General features: G+C 72.3%; 16 protein-coding genes. 11 read left to right on the top strand and 5 right to left on the bottom strand.

The annotated features are described in order from the left end of the window. The first annotated feature begins 14 nt into the window (after nucleotides 1–14). The 7 genes from DEI84_RS06870 to DEI84_RS06895 all read left to right on the top strand — a co-directional run bounded on the left by DEI84_RS06870 (nucleotide 15) and on the right by DEI84_RS06895 (nucleotide 7,191). The gene (locus tag DEI84_RS06870) at nucleotides 15–1,196 is read left to right on the top strand and encodes an epoxide hydrolase family protein (protein WP_110890162.1); all 1,182 of its coding nucleotides are present in this window, start codon (nucleotides 15–17) and stop codon (nucleotides 1,194–1,196) included. 146 nt (nucleotides 1,197–1,342) lie between these two features. Continuing rightward, on the top strand, nucleotides 1,343–1,639 hold the full coding sequence (locus DEI84_RS15620) for a hypothetical protein (RefSeq protein WP_181420372.1): 297 nt from the start codon (nucleotides 1,343–1,345) through the stop codon (nucleotides 1,637–1,639). A 76-nt stretch (nucleotides 1,640–1,715) separates the two neighbouring features. Beyond that, nucleotides 1,716–2,351, top strand: coding sequence for a TetR/AcrR family transcriptional regulator (locus DEI84_RS15625; protein WP_181420373.1), 636 nt, complete (start codon nucleotides 1,716–1,718; stop codon nucleotides 2,349–2,351). Between the two features lie 87 nt (nucleotides 2,352–2,438). Next, the gene (locus DEI84_RS06880; RefSeq protein ID WP_110890164.1) at nucleotides 2,439–5,204 is read left to right on the top strand and encodes an MMPL family transporter; all 2,766 of its coding nucleotides are present in this window, start codon (nucleotides 2,439–2,441) and stop codon (nucleotides 5,202–5,204) included. Nucleotides 5,205–5,325: 121 nt separating this feature from the next. Next, nucleotides 5,326–5,769, top strand: a complete 444-nt coding sequence (locus DEI84_RS06885) for a MarR family winged helix-turn-helix transcriptional regulator (RefSeq protein WP_110890209.1) — start codon at nucleotides 5,326–5,328, stop codon at nucleotides 5,767–5,769. Nucleotides 5,770–5,817: 48 nt separating this feature from the next. Further along, nucleotides 5,818–6,030: a hypothetical protein gene (locus tag DEI84_RS06890; RefSeq protein WP_110890165.1), complete on the top strand. Its 213-nt coding sequence runs from the start codon at nucleotides 5,818–5,820 to the stop codon at nucleotides 6,028–6,030. 66 nt (nucleotides 6,031–6,096) lie between these two features. Next, nucleotides 6,097–7,191, top strand: a complete 1,095-nt coding sequence (locus DEI84_RS06895) for an alkene reductase (RefSeq protein ID WP_110890166.1) — start codon at nucleotides 6,097–6,099, stop codon at nucleotides 7,189–7,191. Between the two features lie 70 nt (nucleotides 7,192–7,261). Here DEI84_RS06895 and DEI84_RS06900 read toward each other — a convergent pair whose 3' ends face one another. The 4 genes from DEI84_RS06900 to uraD are packed head-to-tail and all read right to left on the bottom strand — an operon-like array spanning nucleotide 7,262 to nucleotide 9,681. After that, nucleotides 7,262–7,858 (bottom strand): NTP transferase domain-containing protein, encoded by a 597-nt coding sequence (locus DEI84_RS06900; protein ID WP_258371714.1) that lies wholly within the window; start codon nucleotides 7,856–7,858, stop codon nucleotides 7,262–7,264. Between the two features lie 16 nt (nucleotides 7,859–7,874). Next, nucleotides 7,875–8,831, bottom strand: a complete 957-nt coding sequence (pucL, locus tag DEI84_RS06905) for a factor-independent urate hydroxylase (protein WP_110890167.1) — start codon at nucleotides 8,829–8,831, stop codon at nucleotides 7,875–7,877. 8 nt (nucleotides 8,832–8,839) lie between these two features. Further along, nucleotides 8,840–9,166: a hydroxyisourate hydrolase gene (uraH, locus tag DEI84_RS06910; protein WP_110890168.1), complete on the bottom strand. Its 327-nt coding sequence runs from the start codon at nucleotides 9,164–9,166 to the stop codon at nucleotides 8,840–8,842. Then, nucleotides 9,163–9,681, bottom strand: coding sequence for a 2-oxo-4-hydroxy-4-carboxy-5-ureidoimidazoline decarboxylase (gene uraD, locus DEI84_RS06915; RefSeq protein ID WP_110824814.1), 519 nt, complete (start codon nucleotides 9,679–9,681; stop codon nucleotides 9,163–9,165). Before uraD ends, uraH begins: the two co-directional genes overlap by 4 nt. A 216-nt stretch (nucleotides 9,682–9,897) precedes the next feature. Between uraD and DEI84_RS06920 the strand changes: the two genes are divergently transcribed. The 4 genes from DEI84_RS06920 (at nucleotide 9,898) to DEI84_RS06935 (ending at nucleotide 14,979) form a co-directional block, all read left to right on the top strand. Then, nucleotides 9,898–10,722 carry a xanthine dehydrogenase family protein subunit M gene (locus tag DEI84_RS06920; protein ID WP_110890169.1) on the top strand — a complete coding sequence of 275 codons (825 nt, stop codon included), beginning with the start codon at nucleotides 9,898–9,900 and terminating at the stop codon, nucleotides 10,720–10,722. Continuing rightward, entirely contained in the window at nucleotides 10,719–13,529 is a 2,811-nt protein-coding gene (locus tag DEI84_RS06925; RefSeq protein WP_110890170.1) for a molybdopterin cofactor-binding domain-containing protein, read from the top strand. The genes DEI84_RS06920 and DEI84_RS06925 overlap by 4 nt, the downstream gene beginning before the upstream one ends. After that, nucleotides 13,526–14,518, top strand: a complete 993-nt coding sequence (locus DEI84_RS06930; protein WP_110890171.1) for an XdhC family protein — start codon at nucleotides 13,526–13,528, stop codon at nucleotides 14,516–14,518. Before DEI84_RS06925 ends, DEI84_RS06930 begins: the two co-directional genes overlap by 4 nt. 116 nt (nucleotides 14,519–14,634) lie before the next feature. Then, on the top strand, nucleotides 14,635–14,979 hold the full coding sequence (locus DEI84_RS06935) for a hypothetical protein (protein ID WP_146236322.1): 345 nt from the start codon (nucleotides 14,635–14,637) through the stop codon (nucleotides 14,977–14,979). Between the two features lie 44 nt (nucleotides 14,980–15,023). Here DEI84_RS06935 and DEI84_RS06940 read toward each other — a convergent pair whose 3' ends face one another. Continuing rightward, complete coding sequence (locus tag DEI84_RS06940; protein WP_110824819.1) at nucleotides 15,024–15,593, bottom strand: manganese efflux pump MntP family protein; 570 nt, start codon at nucleotides 15,591–15,593, stop codon at nucleotides 15,024–15,026. Nucleotides 15,594–15,898: the final 305 nt, after the last annotated feature.

The following is a 15,898-nucleotide window of genomic DNA, read 5'->3' on the forward strand; positions in this document are numbered from 1 at the left end:
ACGAGGAGACCACCATGAGCGACCAGGCCGCGATCACCCCCTTCACCCTCGACGTCCCGCAGGAGGAACTCGACGAACTCCGGCAGCGCCTGCTCGCCACCCGGTGGCCAGATCGGGAGACCGTGCCGGACACCTCGCAGGGACCGCGGCTCGAGAAGATCCGCGCCCTGGTCGAGCACTGGGCGACCGACTACGACTGGCGACGGGTCGAGACGCTCCTGAACGGATGGGGCCAGCACACGACGACGATCGACGGGCTCGACGTGCACTTCCTGCACGTCCGATCGGCTGAGCCGGGAGCGCGGCCGTTGCTCCTCACTCACGGCTGGCCCGGCTCCGTCCTCGAGTTCCGGCACGCGATCGGGCCGCTCACGGACCCGGTCTCCCACGGCGGCGCGCCGGAGGACGCGTTCCACCTCGTCATCCCGAGCCTGCCCGGGTTCGGGTTCTCGGGGAAGCCGACCACCCCGGGCTGGGACCTGGCGCGCACCGCACGTGCGTGGTCGGTGCTGATGCACCGTCTCGGGTACACGGACTGGTTCGCACAGGGCGGCGACCTCGGCGCGACCGTGACCGCCGGACTCGCCGCGCTCGAAGCCGCCGAGGGGATCGGGCTCGCGGGCATCCACCTCAACATGGCGCTCTTCATGCCGACCGACGACGAAGTCCGGAACGCCTCCCCGGAGGAGCAGGCGATGCTCCAGGAGAGCGGCCACTACTGGCAGGAACTGTCCGCGTACTCGCAGCAGATGGCGACGCGCCCCCAGACCATCGGCTACGCACTCAGCGACTCCCCGGCCGGCCTCGCCGCGTGGATCTACGCGATGTTCCAGGACGTCGGCGGCTCGCACGACGAACACGGCGACGCCGAGCGGCTGTTCAGCCGCGACGAGGTGCTCGACGACGTGATGCTCTACTGGCTCCCGAACGCCGCGGCCTCCTCGGCGCGGATGTACTGGGAGGCGAACCGGACGGGGTGGGCGAACCCCGGCACGGTGGAGGCACCGCTCACCGTCCCGGTCGGCCTGAGCATCATGCCGGGCGAGTACGTCCGACGCTCCCGCCGCTGGGCCGAACGTCGGTACACGCACCTCGTGCACTTCAGCGAGGTCGCCCGCGGCGGCCACTTCGCCCTGCTCGAGCAGCCGGAACTGCTCGTCGCCGACATCCGCGCGACGTTCCGTCAGCTCCGCTGACACCACCCGCACCGGCAGCGCCGCACGCCCGGCCCCGCGTCCATCGGACACGGCGGTGATCGGGTGTGCGACGCGGCCGGAGGCGTCGTATCCTCTCCGCACAGCCACGCAACGGAGCGTGACGGGACACCGGAGAGGTTCGGGCCATGACTGCTGTCGACGATGCACGCACCACTGCAGACACCACCCCATCGATCGCGATCGACCGGGACGGCGGCAAGCTGTCCTGTCCCCGGTGTTCACGCCCGCTCCGCGTCGCCCGGAACCAGTACTACGGCGTCGGGCTCGCCGTCCACGAGTGGCTGCACGTCTGCCCCAACTGCCCCTGGTTCGCGTTCGCACCGTCCCCCACCGCGGAGGCGGTCGTCGCCGGCGATCGCCGCCTCCCCCGCTGGGTGGCACTGCTGCAGCGACACGGACGACACCGGCGCGCATCGCGCTGAGTCGACCGGGGGACGTTCCTGTGGATCGGCCCGGCGAAGATGCACCGAGTGCATCGATGCACCTAGCGTCGTCGTCGTGACCCGCTCGCCCGATCGCCGTGCTGCCCTCAAGGCACGGCACCGCGAGGCGATCCTCGGCGCTGCCCGCGAGCTCATCGAAGACCGCGGCGGCGAGTTCAGCGTCGACGAACTCGCGGCACGCGCCGACGTCGCCCGGCGCACCGTCTTCAACCACTTCGCCTCGCTCGACGAGGTACGCCTGGCCGTGTGCGAGGAGGCACTGTCCGTCATCATCGACCGGTTCCTGGCCGAGATCGCCAGCACGCCGGTCGGGGACGGCTCACGGTCGGCGATGTTCGACGAGCTCGAGTCGGCCGCCCGCGGCACCGACCTGCCGAGCGCCATCGTCCGCCTGCACCGGATCCTCGGCGAGCCGGAGGGCGACGACCCGAAGGCCACCGCCCTGACGCAGACCGCCTTCGCGCGCGTCACGGGACGCCTCCGCAGCGAGGTCGCCCGTCGCCATCCCGCAGCTGATGCCCTGGACACCGCCCTGCTGGTGGACTCGTTGATGAGCGGCATCGTCGTGATCGCCGACCACTGGCTCACGACCACCGGACCGAGGCTCGACGACGACGCCCGGGCCGCCTGGGACGCACTGCTCGGGCGGCTCGTGCACAGCGTCCGCAGCGGCTACCTCCCCGAATCCTGACCTGCTCCACCGACCACTCCCCCGGGGTCCACCGGCGCACCCCACTCCGACCAACAACCCTCCACCACGAAAGGAACGGCGCCCAGCATGGCCGGTCTCCTCTACCGCCTCGGTCGCTTCGCGGCCCGCCGACACTGGACGGTGATCATCGCCTGGATCGTGCTCATGGCGATCGCCGGTGTCACCTTCAGCCTGTTCTCGGGCACGATCTCCTCCGCGATCTCGATCCCCGGCACGAAGACCAGCCAGGTGCAGGACGAACTCGCCGACAAGTTCCCGAGCGCGAACGGCGGCAACGGGACGATCGTCTTCCAGACGAAGGACGGCGGGGCCTTCACGAGCGCCCAGCGGGACGACGTGCAGGCGTTCCTGACGGACCTCGAGGACCTGCCGGGTGTCAAGGGCACGACCGACGGTTTCGCGACGCAGCAGCGACTCGACGACCAGCGGCAGAAGATCGTCGACGGGCGCAAGGAGATCAGCGACGGCCGGAAGGAGCTCGAAGACGGTCAGGCGCAGCTCGACGCCCAGAAGGAGCAGCTGGAGTCCGGCAAGCAGCAGATCGCGGACGCCCAGGCCCAGCTCGACGCGCAGAAGGCCCAGGCGGAGGCCCAGGCCAGCGCCGCCGGTGCCGCCGCGGCTGCGAGCCCCGCCGCCCAGGCGCAGGCACAGGCCGGCCAGCAGCAGCTCGAGCAGGCACAGGCGCAGATCGACGCCCAGCAGCAGCAGCTCACCGCGGGCGAGCAGCAGCTCGCCGACGCGCAGAAGACCATCGACCAGAACACGCAGAAACTCGAGGACAGCGAGCGTGACCTCGAACAGGGCTCGGACCTGCTCGACCTGTCGAAGGAGATCCGCTTCGTCTCGTCGGACGACTCCGCGGCCATCGGCACGGTGCAGTTCACGAAGTCGACCTACGAGGTCCCGCAGACCACCAAGCAGGAGATCTCCGACCGCGCCGAGGCGGCGACGATCAGCGGCGTCGACGTGTACGTGTCCAACGACATCGCGCAGGGCGTGCCCTCGATCCTCGGACCGGGCGAGATCATCGGCGTCGTCATCGCGGCGCTCGTGCTGTTCCTCATGCTCCGCACCGTCATCGGTGCCGCGATCCCGCTCCTCAGCGCGGTGCTCGGCGTCGGCGTCGCCACCCTCGCGTCGCTCTCGTTCTCGGACCTCGTCGAGTTCATCTCGGTCACGCCGGTCCTGGGGGTGATGCTCGGCCTGGCCGTCGGCATCGACTACTCGCTGTTCATCCTCAACCGGCACCGGACGCAGCTGAAGCAGGGCATGGGCGTGCACGAGTCCATCGGGCTCGCGAACGGCACCTCGGGCAACGCCGTGGTCTTCGCCGGCACGACGGTCATCGTCGCGCTCCTGGCGCTGAACATCACGGGCATCCCGTTCCTCGGCCTGATGGGCACGGTCGGGGCGGTGGCGGTCCTGTTCGCCATCCTCATCGCGACCTCGTTCACGCCGGCACTGCTGTCGCTGCTCGGCCTCCGGATCCTGCGGAAGAAGGAGCGCCAGCAGATCGGCAACACCGGGTCCGTCCGGGTGCCGAACAAGCCGATGTCGACCTGGCGCGCGGTCATCACCCTCATCGCGGGCGTCGCCGTCCTCGGCACGATCGCCCTCCCCGCCACGCAGATGCGACTCGGTCTGCCCGCCGGGTCGTCCGAGGCGGTCGAGTCCAGCCAGTACAAGGCGTACAAGACGCTCGAGCAGGAGTTCGGCGCCGGTCAGAACGGTCCGCTGCTCGTCGTCGCGACACTGCCGCAGGCGGTCAGCGAGGACGACGTCACCGCGACCGAGGTCACCATCGGCCAGGCGCTCGCGGAGAACGACGACGTCGACGCCGTGCTCCCGATCGGCGCGTCGAAGGACCGCACGATCATCGCCTTCCAGGTGAAGCCGAACGGCGGCCCGGACAGCGTCTCGACCGAGGAGCTCGTCAAGGACCTCCGCGCCCAGAGCGTCTCGACCGATGACGGACGGGTGGAACTCGGCGTCGCGGGCAACGCCAGTGCGAACATCGACGTGTCCGAGAAGCTCGCGAACGTGCTGCCGCTCTACCTGGCGGTCGTGGTCGGCCTGTCGCTGATCATCCTCATCATCGTGTTCCGGTCGTTCCTGGTGCCGATCACGGCGACGGCGGGGTTCATCCTGTCCGTGCTCGCCTCGTTCGGTGGCCTGACCGCGATCTACCAGTTCGGCTGGCTCGGCAGCGTGTTCGGCGTGCACGACCCGGCACCGATCCTGAGCTTCCTGCCCATCATCGAGATCGGCATCCTGTTCGGGCTCGCGATGGACTACCAGCTCTTCCTGGTCTCCGGCATGCGTGAGGCGTACGCCCACGGGGCCAGCGCGAAGGTCGCGGTGCAGCGCGGGCTGCACGCCGGCCGCGCGGTGGTCACGGCGGCCGCGATCATCATGATCTCGGTGTTCGCGGGCTTCATCTTCTCGGAGTCCTCGACCATCAAGCCGATCGGGTTCGGTCTGGCGTTCGGTGTCCTGCTCGACGCGTTCGTCGTCCGCATGCTGCTCATCCCGGCCGTGATGCACCTGCTCGGTCGGAGCGCCTGGTGGATCCCGAAGTGGCTCGACCGGATCCTGCCGGACGTGGACGTGGAGGGCGCGAAGCTCGAGCGCATGCAGCCGGTCACCGGGCACCGCTCCGTCGCGGACGGCAGCACCCCGGCCGCCACGGGACAGGCCGACGCCGGACAGGCAGCGACGGACCCCGTCGGCGATGCGCAGTCCGGCGGCGGCCACCACGGGTCGCACGCCGCTCCGGCGGAGCCGGACGCGCCGACGCACGGTTCGGGACACCCGCCGGCGCACCGCGCGTAGGCAGCAGCGCCACCGCCTGGAGGCCCGGTGCCGGTCCACGAGACCGGCACCGGGCCTCCTGTGCGTCCGGTCGCGGGCACCGCTCATGCGTCTCTTCGTGCACGAAGGGTACGGTGGCTGCATGGCGAACACCGCGACGGACCCGCTCTCCCTCGACCGGCAGCTCTGCTTCGCCCTCGCGGCCACGAGCCGGAGCGTCGTCGGGCTCTACCGCGAGCTGCTCGAACCGATGGGCCTCACCCACCCGCAGTACCTCGTGATGCTCGCCCTGTGGGAGCGTGACCCGCGCTCGGTGCGGGAGATCGCGACCGAGCTTCGTCTGGAGTCCGCGACCTTGAGCCCGCTCCTGAAGCGGCTGGAAGCGTCGGGCTACGTCCGTCGTGGCCGGAGCACCGAGGACGAACGACAGCTCGCGGTGTCGCTGACGACCGCGGGGCGCGCACTCCGCGACCGCGCCGAAGCAGTCCCGGTCACCGTCGCGGCACGGCTGGGATGGCCGGTCGCACGGCTCGAGGCGCTCAAGGACGAACTCACCGCACTCCTGGAGGTCGTCGACGCAGTCTGAGGCGAACAGCGAGTACACTAACGATCAGGGTACGAACGGAAGGCAGCCATGGGACGCTTCGCCCGGTGGTACGAACGCTGGAACACGACGCTGATCGACAAGATGGGCCCGTCACAGATCGGTGCCGGCCACCCCGAGGGGATCGACGACCGGACCGTCGACCGCGAGTGCCCGATCTGTCACCAGCCGCTGTCCCTGCACACCGTGATCCGGCCGGAGGGCCAGGTGCGCTCCTCCACCCTCGTCTGCCCGCGCCGCTGACGCCGACGGACCGCTGCGGCGCGTGAAGTCGGAATACGCAACACGGCGCTCGTGTTCCCGCTTCACGTGAAGCTCTTCGAACCCGCCGCCCTCGGCGCCCTCCGACTCAGCAACCGCATCGTCATGGCACCGCTCACGCGCACCCGCGCCGGTGAGCACGGCGTCCCGAACGACCTGCTCGTCGAGCAATACGCGCAGCGCGCGAGCCTCGGCATGATCGTCACCGAGGGCACCTGGCCCGTCCAGGAGGGCCGCTCGTACCCCGGGCAGCCCGGCATCGAGACCGAGGAGCAGATCGCCGGCTGGCGCCGCGTGGCCGACGCCGTGCACGCGCGTGGCGGCACCATCGTCATGCAGCTCATGCACGGCGGCCGCGTCTCGCACCCCGCGATCGCGCAGACCCCGCGCATCGTCGGCCCGAGCGCCGTCGCAGCCCCCGGTCAGACCCACCTGGCCGACGGCTCGAAGGCCGACATGCCCGTCCCCCACGAGCTCACGACCGACGAGGTCGCCGAGGCCGTCCAGGGCTTCGTGCAGGCCGCCCGCAACGCCGTCGCCGCCGGCATCGACGGCGTCGAGGTGCACGGGGCGAACGGCTACCTGGTGCACGAGTTCATGTCGACCCACTCGAACACCCGGACCGACCAGTACGGCGGCTCGCCGGAGAACCGCGCGCGCTTCGCAGTGGAGGTCACCACGGCAGTCGCCGAGGCCATCGGCGCCGACCGCACCGGCATCCGCCTGTCCCCGGCGCACGGCATCCAGGGTGTCGTCGAGGACGACGCCGACGACGTGCGCGCCGTCTACAGCGCGATCGCCGAGGGGCTCGCACCGCTCGGCCTCGCCTTCATCGACGTCCTGCACGCCGACCCCGCCGGTGACCTGGTGCAGCACATCCGTCGGACCGCCGGTGCGCCGTTCGTCGTCAACTCCGGCTTCAGCGCGATGACCACCCGCGACGAGGCGGTCATGGTCGTCGACGAGGACATCGCCGACGCCATCGCCGTCGGCCGCCCGGCCATCGCGAACCCGGACCTCGCCGAGCGCTGGGAACAGGACGCCGAGCTCAACGAGCCGCGGCCGGAGCTCTTCTACGGTCAGGGCGCCGAGGGCTACACCGACTACCCGACCCTCGCCGAGGTGCGCGCGTCGGTCGCGTAGTCGTCACCTGCGCAGACGGGAGGCCCGGTACCGGTGGTACCGGGCTTCCCGTCTGCGTGCCACGCCCGGCTCACCGGCGGCCGGGTCCCGGCCGGTCGTGGTCGTGGCCGTCCCACAGGTCGCCGCACTCGACCCGCTCGGCGCCGGCGGACCGCAGGTACGGGCCAGCTCCGAGGTCCCCGTGGAGCACCGCCGCCAGCGGCCCCCAGTGCACCCGCCCCACGAGGACGGGGTGCCCCGGGCGTCCGTCGTGCACGGCTCGGCGTAGGGCCCTACGACGATCACCCGGCACGTCGAGCACGCGCCGGACCGCCGCGACCGGCAGGTCCGGCAGGTCGACGAGGGACACCAGCACGGAGGCGGTCTCGTCGTCCTCCCTGACGACGGCGAGCCCGGCGGCGAGCGACGCCCCCATCCCCTCCGCCCACGCGGAGGCGACCACCGTGCGGACCGACGGCCGGTCCGGGACCAGCGGACGGGCCTCCCGGGCGGACGCCCCGAGCACGACGACGACCGCGTCGCACCCGCCGGCGAGCAGCGTGTCGACCGCCGTGGTGACCCACGGTCGCCCGCCGGCGTCGCGGACCAGGGCCTTCGGCACGCCCATGCGGGTGCCCGCCCCCGCCGCCAGCAGGAGGCCCGTGGTGCCCCCGGCGCGGTCGCTCACCGGGGAACTGCCCCGGTCACACGAACCCGGGCAGCGCTGTCCACGCAGCGGGCGCCTCGGCCACGCCGTCCCGGACGACCGAGCCGGAGATGAGGCCGTACGGGCGGTCGGCGGCGAAGAAGACCTCGCCCGGGTTGTCGAGCCCGAACGGCGCGAGGTCGACGAGGAAGTGGTGCTTGTTCGGCATCGAGAAGCGCACCTCGGCGATCTCGGGGAACGCCTCGATCGCCGCCCGGCCCATCGCGAAGAGCGTCTGCTGCAGCGCGAGGGAGTGCAGTTCCGCGAAGGTCGCGAGCATGGTCTCGAGCACGCCGGCGTAAACGGCGTCGTGGTCGATGCCCGCCGCGACCGCGTCCGGCAGGTACCGCCAGCGGGCGGTCACCGAGGTCGCGAGGATCCGGTCGTCGGTCTCGGCCAGGGTGGTGTAACCGTCCCGCGGGAAACCGTGGAACTCGCTGCCGGTGGACTTGAGCACTGTCAGGTCCGTCACGCCGGCGATGACGTGCACGTCGTCGCCGTCGACCTGGACGACCGCGGTCCGGGTGCCGGCACCGGCCCGGACGAAGGCGTGGTCGTGCTCGCGCCCCGCGACGGTGATGCGTTCCCACGTGTGCTGCTCGGCGGAGAGCGTCGCGCCGTCGTACCAGTCGAACGCCGTGGTGAAGTGTCGGGCGAGCCGGAGCAGGAACTCCTCGGGACTGTGCACGCCGTGCTCGCGGGCGAAGGCGTACACGGTGTTCTTCTGCGTGTCGGTCGCGACGACCTTCGCGTTGTCGCCGTCCGTGTAGGAGTCGGCGAGCGCCGCGCCGCGCAGCTGCGTGGTGACGGTGAGGTCCTCGATCTCGTGCCGGTCGGTGTCGCGGGTGACCCGGACCAGGCGGACCTCGGCCTTCCCGTACTGGTTCGCGCCGAGGTGCACGGTCGTCGGGACGGACGTGCTGGTGGTGGTGCCGGTCGTGGTGGTGTCGGTCATGGTCGGGGTCAGCTCCCTCGGTAGGTGGAGTGGGCGAACGGACTGAGCAGCAGGGGGACGTGCAGGTGCCCGGCGTCGTCCGGCACCGTGAGCACGACGACCACGCGGGGGTGGAACGCCGGCAGGCCGAGTCCGGCCCAGTACGCGCCGGTGGCGAACGTCAGCGTCCACTCCCCCGGCGGCAGGCGGTCCGGGCCGAGCGCGGCGATGCGGCCGTCCGGGTCGGTGGTGCCGGACGCGACGAGCACCCCGTCGGCGTCGACGAGCGTGACGGCGATGCCCGCGGCCGGTCGACCGTGCGTGGTGTCGAGCACGTGGGTGGTGAGGTGGCTCATGCGACGCTCCTGGCGAGTCGGAGGAGGGCGATCTCCCGCAGCTGGTCGGCGACCTCGGTGCGTTCGGTGTCGTCGTCGTTGCCGAGTCGTCGGCGGAGTTCGGCGAGGACCTGGTCCGCGGTCCGCCCGGCGGCCCGGACCAGGAACACCCGGTCGAACCGCGCTTCGTAGTCCGCGTTCCCCTGCCGGAGCGCCGCGGCGGTGGCCGCGTCGGCACCGGCGGACGCAGCCTGCTCGAGCCGGGAGGCCGTTGCCGCCGCCCCGTCACCGACGGGACGGTCACCGATGCGCGGGTGCTCGGCGAGCGCGGCCTCGACCTCGGCGTCGGTCCACGTGCGTGCGAGCCGGTCGGCCGCCGCGGTGAGGGCGCCGACGGTCCCGAACGGACGACCGGCGAGCACGGCCTCGACCCACCGGGGCACGGCGGCCCAGGACGTCACGAGTGCACGGGCCTCGGCGTCGTCGAGTCGGTCGAACACGTGGACGACGACGGGGGTGGACAGCGGAACGGTCATGTCCCGGAGGATGGCACCCCCGTGTTTCGGGCAGGGGTCGAGCAGGTCACGGCTCCCGCGCGGCGACCGCCACCGGCTGTTGCTTCCCCGAAACGGTGCTGAAACACCGGTTCCCTACGGTTGCCGACATGGCATGGAACCGGGGCATGATCGCGCACGGCCGACGAGTCGGTGCGCTGACCGTCCCCCGTCGCCCTGCCCTGATCGGACCCGTCCATGGACCTCGTCTCCGTCCGCACCGTGCGGACACCGTCGCACCGCGACGACCTCGCGTTCTCCCCCGGTGACCGCCCGCTCGGTGGCGGCACGTGGCTGTTCTCGGAGGAACAGCCCGGCCTGACCGGCCTCGTCGACCTGACGACGCTCGCCTGGCCGGACGTCGAACGCGCGCCCGGCACCCTGACCGTCGCCGCGACCTGCACGATCGCGTCGCTGCTCCGCGTGCGGCCGGATGTGTCGTGGCGCGCATGGCCGCTCGTCGAGCAGTGCGCGAACGCCCTGCTCGCGTCGTTCAAGGTCTGGAACGCCGCGACCGTCGGCGGGAACGTGGCCGTGGGACTGCCCGCGGGTGCGATGACGGCGCTGCTCGTCACGCTCGACGCCACCGCGGTCATCTGGACGCCCGACGGCGGGGAGCGGCGGGTGCCCGTCGAGCGGCTCGTCCTCGGCGTGCGCACGCTCGACCTGCGCCACGACGAGGTCATCCGGTCCTTCGAGGTCCCGGAGGCGGCTCTCCGAGCGACGACCGGGTACCGGCGCGTGTCGCTCAGCCCGTACGGCCGGTCGGGGTCCCTCGTCACCGCACGGTGGTCCGCGCAGGAGTTCGTGCTCGTGGTCACGGCGGCCACCCCGCGCCCGATCGTGTTCCGGTTCGCCGGGGTCCCGACGGCCGACGGGCTCGACGACGCACTCACGGCCGCGCTCGGGTCCGACGACCACTGGTACGACGACCCGCACGGGTCCCCCGCCTGGCGCCGCGCGGTCAGCACCCGCTCCGCACACGAGCTCCGCGACGAAGCCGCAGCGGGAGGGACCCGATGAGGATCGAGGTCGACGGCACCCCGATGGAGGTCGCACCGCAGCCCGGTCAGGTCCTCCGGACGCTCCTCCGGCAGCACGGCGTGACGTCGGTGAAGAAGGGGTGCGACGCCGGTGACTGCGGTGCCTGCTCGGTGCTCGTCGACGGAGTGCCCGTGCACTCCTGCATCACGCCCGCACACCGGATGGACGGCCGGACGGTGACGACGGCAGCGGGCCTCGGCACCCCGGAGCACCCGCACCCGGTGCAGCGCGCGTTCGCGGAGGCTCCGGGGTTCCAGTGCGGGTTCTGCACGGCCGGGTTCGTCGTCACCGCGTCCACGCTCACCGACGACGACCACGCCGACCGGCACCGGAAGCTCAAGGGCAACCTCTGCCGCTGCACCGGGTACCGGGCGATCGAGGACGCGCTCGACGGTGTCGTGAACACCGCGTGCGCGACCCCCGGCGCAGCGGTCGGCACGTCCGTCGGCGCCCCGGCCGCGATGCGCGTCGTCACCGGACAGGAGGAGTACACGCTCGACGTCCCCGACACCCCCGCGGTCCGGGCCACCGAGGCCCTGCTGCACCTCGCCGTCCTCGGCAGCCCGCACCCGCACGCCCGCATCACCGCGATCGACACCACCGCGGCCGAGGCGCTCCCCGGGGTGCACGCGGTGTTGACGTACCGGGACGACCCCGGCGTCCTGTTCTCCACCGGACGGCACGAGTCGCGACTCGACGACCCGGACGACACCCGGGTCCTCGACCGCGTGCTGCGGTTCCGCGGACAACGGGTCGCCGCGGTCGTCGCCGACAGCGTCCGGACCGCCGAGCTGGCGTGTGCGCTCCTCCGCGTCGACTACCAGATCCTGCCGAGCGTGCACGACCCGGACGCCGCACGCCGACCGGGCGCACCCCTCCTGCACGGCGACAAGACGTCGGCCGAGCACCGGATCGCCGAGCCCACGCGCAACGTCGTGGCGAGCCTCCACGGCGAGACGGCCGACGTCGGAGCGGCCCTCGCGGTCGCCGCCGCGACCGTCGACGGCACCTGGAGCACCGGCCGGGTCTCGCACGCCGCCCTCGAGACGCACGCCACCCGCGGGTGGGTGGACCCGGACGGGAGGCTCGTGCTCCGGACCGCCACGCAGGTCCCGTTCCTGGTCCGCGACGAGATCGCCCGCGTCTTCGCGCTCGACCCGGCCCGGGTGCGCGTCGTCACGAAACGGGTCGGCGGCGGGTTCGGCGGCAAACAGGAGATGCTCACCGAGGACCTCGTCACGCTCGCCGTGCTGCGCACGGGCAGGACCGTGCAGTACGAGTTCAGCCGACGCGACGAGTTCACGATCGCGCCGACGCGGCACCCCATGCGCGTCCGGGTCCGCCTCGGCGCCGACACCGACGGCAGGTTGACCGCGATGCACGTCGACCAGACGATGGACACGGGGGCGTACGGCAACCACGGCATCGGCGTCATGTTCCACTCGGTCAGCGAGTCCGTCGCGGTGTACCGGTGCCCGGCCAAGCGGGTGGACGCGGAGTCGGTGTACACGAACAACCTGCCATCGGGGGCGTTCCGCGGGTACGGCCTCGGGCAGGTGGTGTTCGCGATCGAGTCCGCGATGGACGAACTGGCGCGGGAGCTCGGCATCGACCCGCTCGAGCTCCGCCGGCGGAACGTCGTCGTGCCCGGTGACCCGCTCGTCGTGACCGACCCGCACGAGGAGACCGACCTGCGGTGGGAGGGCAGCTACGGGCTCGACCAGTGCCTCGACCTCGTGGAACAGGCCCTGGCCGGTCCCCTGCCCGAGGTCCCGCGGACGGACGGGCCGGTCCTGACCGGTCCCGGGCCCGACGGCTCCCCGGACTGGGCGTTCGGCACCGGCGTCGCGCTCGCGGCCATCGCGACCATGCCGCCGCGGGGACACCACGCGCACACCTCGGTCGAGCTGCTGCCGGGCGGCCGCTACCGGATCGGCGTCGGCACGGCCGAGTTCGGCAACGGCACGACGACCGTGCACACGCAGCTCGTCGCCACCGCGCTCGGCACCACCCCGGACCGCGTCGAGGTGCACCAGTCCGACACCGACGCCGCACGGTACGACACCGGTGCGTTCGGCTCCGCAGGCGTCGTCGTCGCCGGACGTGCCCTGTACGCGGCCGCGCAGGCACTGCGCGACGACATGACCACGCGGGCACTCGCGGTCGTGGCGGCCCGGACCCCGCGGACCGCCTCCGGCGTGCTCGGGCCTGCGGTCGCCGTGGAGCCCGGGGGTGTGCGGGTCGGCGACGAACTCGTCGGGCACGCGGAACTGCTCGTCGACGGTCCGCTCGTCGCGCACGGCACCCACGACGGCACACCGCGGTCACTCGCGTTCACCGTGCACGGGGCCCGGGTCGCCGTGCACCGCCCCACCGGTGAGGTCCGGGTCCTGCAGAGCGTCCAGGCGGTGGACGCCGGCACCGTGCTCAACCCGGAACAGCTCCGGGGGCAGGTCGAGGGCGGTGCCGCGCAGGCGGTCGGCTCGACCCTGTACGAGGAGGTCGTGCTCGACGACACCGGACGGGTCACCACCGACGCCTTCCGGTCCTACCGGGTGCCGAAGATGTCCGACGTGCCACGCACCGAGGTGCTGTTCGCCGACACACACGACCCGCTCGGTCCCCTCGGGGCGAAGTCCATGAGCGAAGCCCCCTACAACCCCGTCGCCCCGGCCATCGCGAACGCCGTGCGGGACGCCATCGGCGTGCGGCCGTACCGTCTCCCGATGACCCGGGACCGGGTGTGGGCGCTGCTCGCCGACCCGGCCGATGCCGGAGGTGCATGATGTTCGAACTGGCGCCGCGCCTCCTGGCCGTCCTCGACGCCGGCGACCCCGTCGTCGTCGCGACCGCCGTCGACGTGCAGGGCAGCTCGCCGAGCGGGACCGGCACCTCGATGGCGGTGCTGCCCGGTGGCGAGGTCGTCGGGACGATCTCCGGCGGGTGCGTCGAGGGGTCCCTGTACCTGACGGCGGAGGAGGTCCTGACGACCGGTGTCGCCGTGCTCGAGCGCTTCGGGTTCGAGGACCCGTCCGACCCCGCTGCCGACTGGGCGCCGGGGCTGCGGTGCGGCGGGCGGGTCGAAGTCCTCGTCCACCGCGTCCTGCCGAGCGATGCCGTCGTGCTCGACGCGCTCCGTGCCGCCGCCGCCGGGACGCCGACGTCGCTCACGGTGTCCCTGGAGCCCGCGTCGCTCGGCGCGGTCGTGCGTCCGGCGGACGGGTGCCGGACGCGGGTCTTCACCGAGTACGCCGGCGGCCGCGCCCGCTGCATCGTCGTCGGTGCCGTCGAGTTCGCCGTCGCCGTGACGAACACCGCGGCCATGCTCGGCTACGCGGTCACCGTCGTCGACCCGCGGCCGGTGTTCCTCACCGACCAGCGGTTCCCGGCGGCGCAGCAGCGGATCGTGGGGTGGCCGCCCCGGGTGCTGGCCGACACCGCGATCGGGCCGGACACCGTCGTGGTGCTGCTGTCCCACGACGACCGGTTCGACGCCGAGGTGCTCGACCTCGCCCTCCGCCGCGGTGCCGGGTACGTCGGGGCGATGGGGTCCCGCGCGACGCACGAGCGGCGCCTGGCGGTGCTGCACGACCTCGGGACGCCCGACACCGCGCGGCTTCGTTCCCCGATCGGGCTCGACATCGGAGCGGAGACACCGGCGGAGATGGCACTGGCGATCATGGCCGAGGTGGTGGCCGTGCGCCGGGGCGCTCCGGGCGGTCCGCTCGTCGGCGGGAGCGGGGCGCTCCACCGGCGGACGGCCCAGACCCGGTGACCAGCTGCGCCGGGTCACTCCCCGCCGGTACCCCGACGGCGCGGAGCATCGGCGATGTCGCTCCGTCGACCAGTGAGGGCGTCGGCCGCCGAGAGATGGCTCGCTAGGCTCCAGCTGTGTCCATGACAACCGGCCCGATCGGCGCTCGGGGAACCGCGCTGGTCGTCGCGACCGTCCTGACGTCGGTGTCCGCCGGAGCGTTCCTGGTGCTCTGGGCAGCTCTCTGGCTGCCGGTGCTGCTGCGCGGCGCGGACACGGCGCTCTTCCTGTGGCCGCTCGTCGTGGTCCTGGCCGTCGGACCGTGGTGCGGCTCGGTGGCAGCGCTGGTCCTCGCTGCCGTCGCACTCGGCGGGAGACGGGCGCCGACCGCAGCGACCGCCGTGCTGCTCGCCAGCGCACTGCTCGTCGTGGTCGCACCGCTGGCACTGTGGTTCGGCGCACCGACGCCGCTGGGTGTCTGAGCGTCCTCCTCCGCTCTCGGCACCGTCCGCCCTGGGGACACGGCTCAGCCGAGGACGCCGGTGTGCTCCAGCACGATCTGCACGCCGATGAGGATGAGCACCACGCCCCCGGCGATCTCCGCCGGCTTGCCGAAGCGTGCACCGACCCGGCGGCCGACCACCACGCCGACGTAGCTCAGCACCGCGGTCGTGACCCCGATGAGCAGCACCGCCCACCCGATCGACACGGGCAGGAACGCCAGCGTGATGCCGACCGCGAGGGCGTCGATGCTCGTGGCGACGGCGAGGACGAGCAGTTCCCGGACGCTCAGCCGGTCCGTGTCCTCGTCGGTGTCCTCGTGCCCGTGGAAGGCCTCCCACAGCATCTTCCCGCCGACGAGCGCGAGCAGGCCGAAGGCGACCCAGTGGTCGACGTCGGCGATGGCGCTGGCGAAGGTGGTGCCGAGCAGCCACCCGAGCAGCGGCATGAGCGCCTGGAAAGCACCGAACACGAGTGCGATGACGACGGCCTGGCGCGCGGAGAACCGCTTCATGTGCAGGCCCTTGCCGAGCGCGACGGCGAAGGCGTCGGCGGAGACGCCGATCGCGATCAGGAACAGGGCCCAGAACGACATGGGGTCGTGCCTCTCGAGACGGACGGAGGAGACACCGTCGTCTCGGAACCCGACGATCCTGCCACGTCGATCGCAGCCTCCGTGACCGGAAAGGCCTGATCAGGAGGATTCGTCCCGCCGAATCTCCCCGTTGGGTGCCCCGCCTGCATCGGCCTGTCCAACGTGGCGCACCGGCTGGATGTAACAGGACGGTAACGACGGGAAACCCACCCAAACCATGTCGGGACCGGTGCCGAATCACTGTCACAAGCCGGGAACGGCCCGCAAGCGCTCACCAGCCGCACATCGCTGGTTCTCCACCCCTT

Origin of the sequence: Curtobacterium sp. MCBD17_023, assembly GCF_003224415.1 — a bacterium.
Classification (GTDB): domain Bacteria; phylum Actinomycetota; class Actinomycetes; order Actinomycetales; family Microbacteriaceae; genus Curtobacterium.

What these genes read in the sequence shown, in the direction of transcription:
- DEI84_RS06870 (WP_110890162.1), top strand. Translation starts at nt 15, where the DNA reads ATGAGCGACCAGGCCGCGATCACCCCCTTCACCCTCGACGTCCCGCAG.
- DEI84_RS15620 (WP_181420372.1), top strand. Translation starts at nt 1,343, where the DNA reads ATGACTGCTGTCGACGATGCACGCACCACTGCAGACACCACCCCATCG.
- DEI84_RS06880 (WP_110890164.1), top strand. Translation starts at nt 2,439, where the DNA reads ATGGCCGGTCTCCTCTACCGCCTCGGTCGCTTCGCGGCCCGCCGACAC.
- DEI84_RS06885 (WP_110890209.1), top strand. Translation starts at nt 5,326, where the DNA reads ATGGCGAACACCGCGACGGACCCGCTCTCCCTCGACCGGCAGCTCTGC.
- DEI84_RS06890 (WP_110890165.1), top strand. Translation starts at nt 5,818, where the DNA reads ATGGGACGCTTCGCCCGGTGGTACGAACGCTGGAACACGACGCTGATC.
- pucL (WP_110890167.1), bottom strand. Translation starts at nt 8,831, where the DNA reads ATGACCGACACCACCACGACCGGCACCACCACCAGCACGTCCGTCCCG.
- uraH (WP_110890168.1), bottom strand. Translation starts at nt 9,166, where the DNA reads ATGAGCCACCTCACCACCCACGTGCTCGACACCACGCACGGTCGACCG.
- uraD (WP_110824814.1), bottom strand. Translation starts at nt 9,681, where the DNA reads ATGACCGTTCCGCTGTCCACCCCCGTCGTCGTCCACGTGTTCGACCGA.
- DEI84_RS06920 (WP_110890169.1), top strand. Translation starts at nt 9,898, where the DNA reads ATGGACCTCGTCTCCGTCCGCACCGTGCGGACACCGTCGCACCGCGAC.
- DEI84_RS06925 (WP_110890170.1), top strand. Translation starts at nt 10,719, where the DNA reads ATGAGGATCGAGGTCGACGGCACCCCGATGGAGGTCGCACCGCAGCCC.
- DEI84_RS06930 (WP_110890171.1), top strand. Translation starts at nt 13,526, where the DNA reads ATGATGTTCGAACTGGCGCCGCGCCTCCTGGCCGTCCTCGACGCCGGC.
- DEI84_RS06940 (WP_110824819.1), bottom strand. Translation starts at nt 15,593, where the DNA reads ATGTCGTTCTGGGCCCTGTTCCTGATCGCGATCGGCGTCTCCGCCGAC.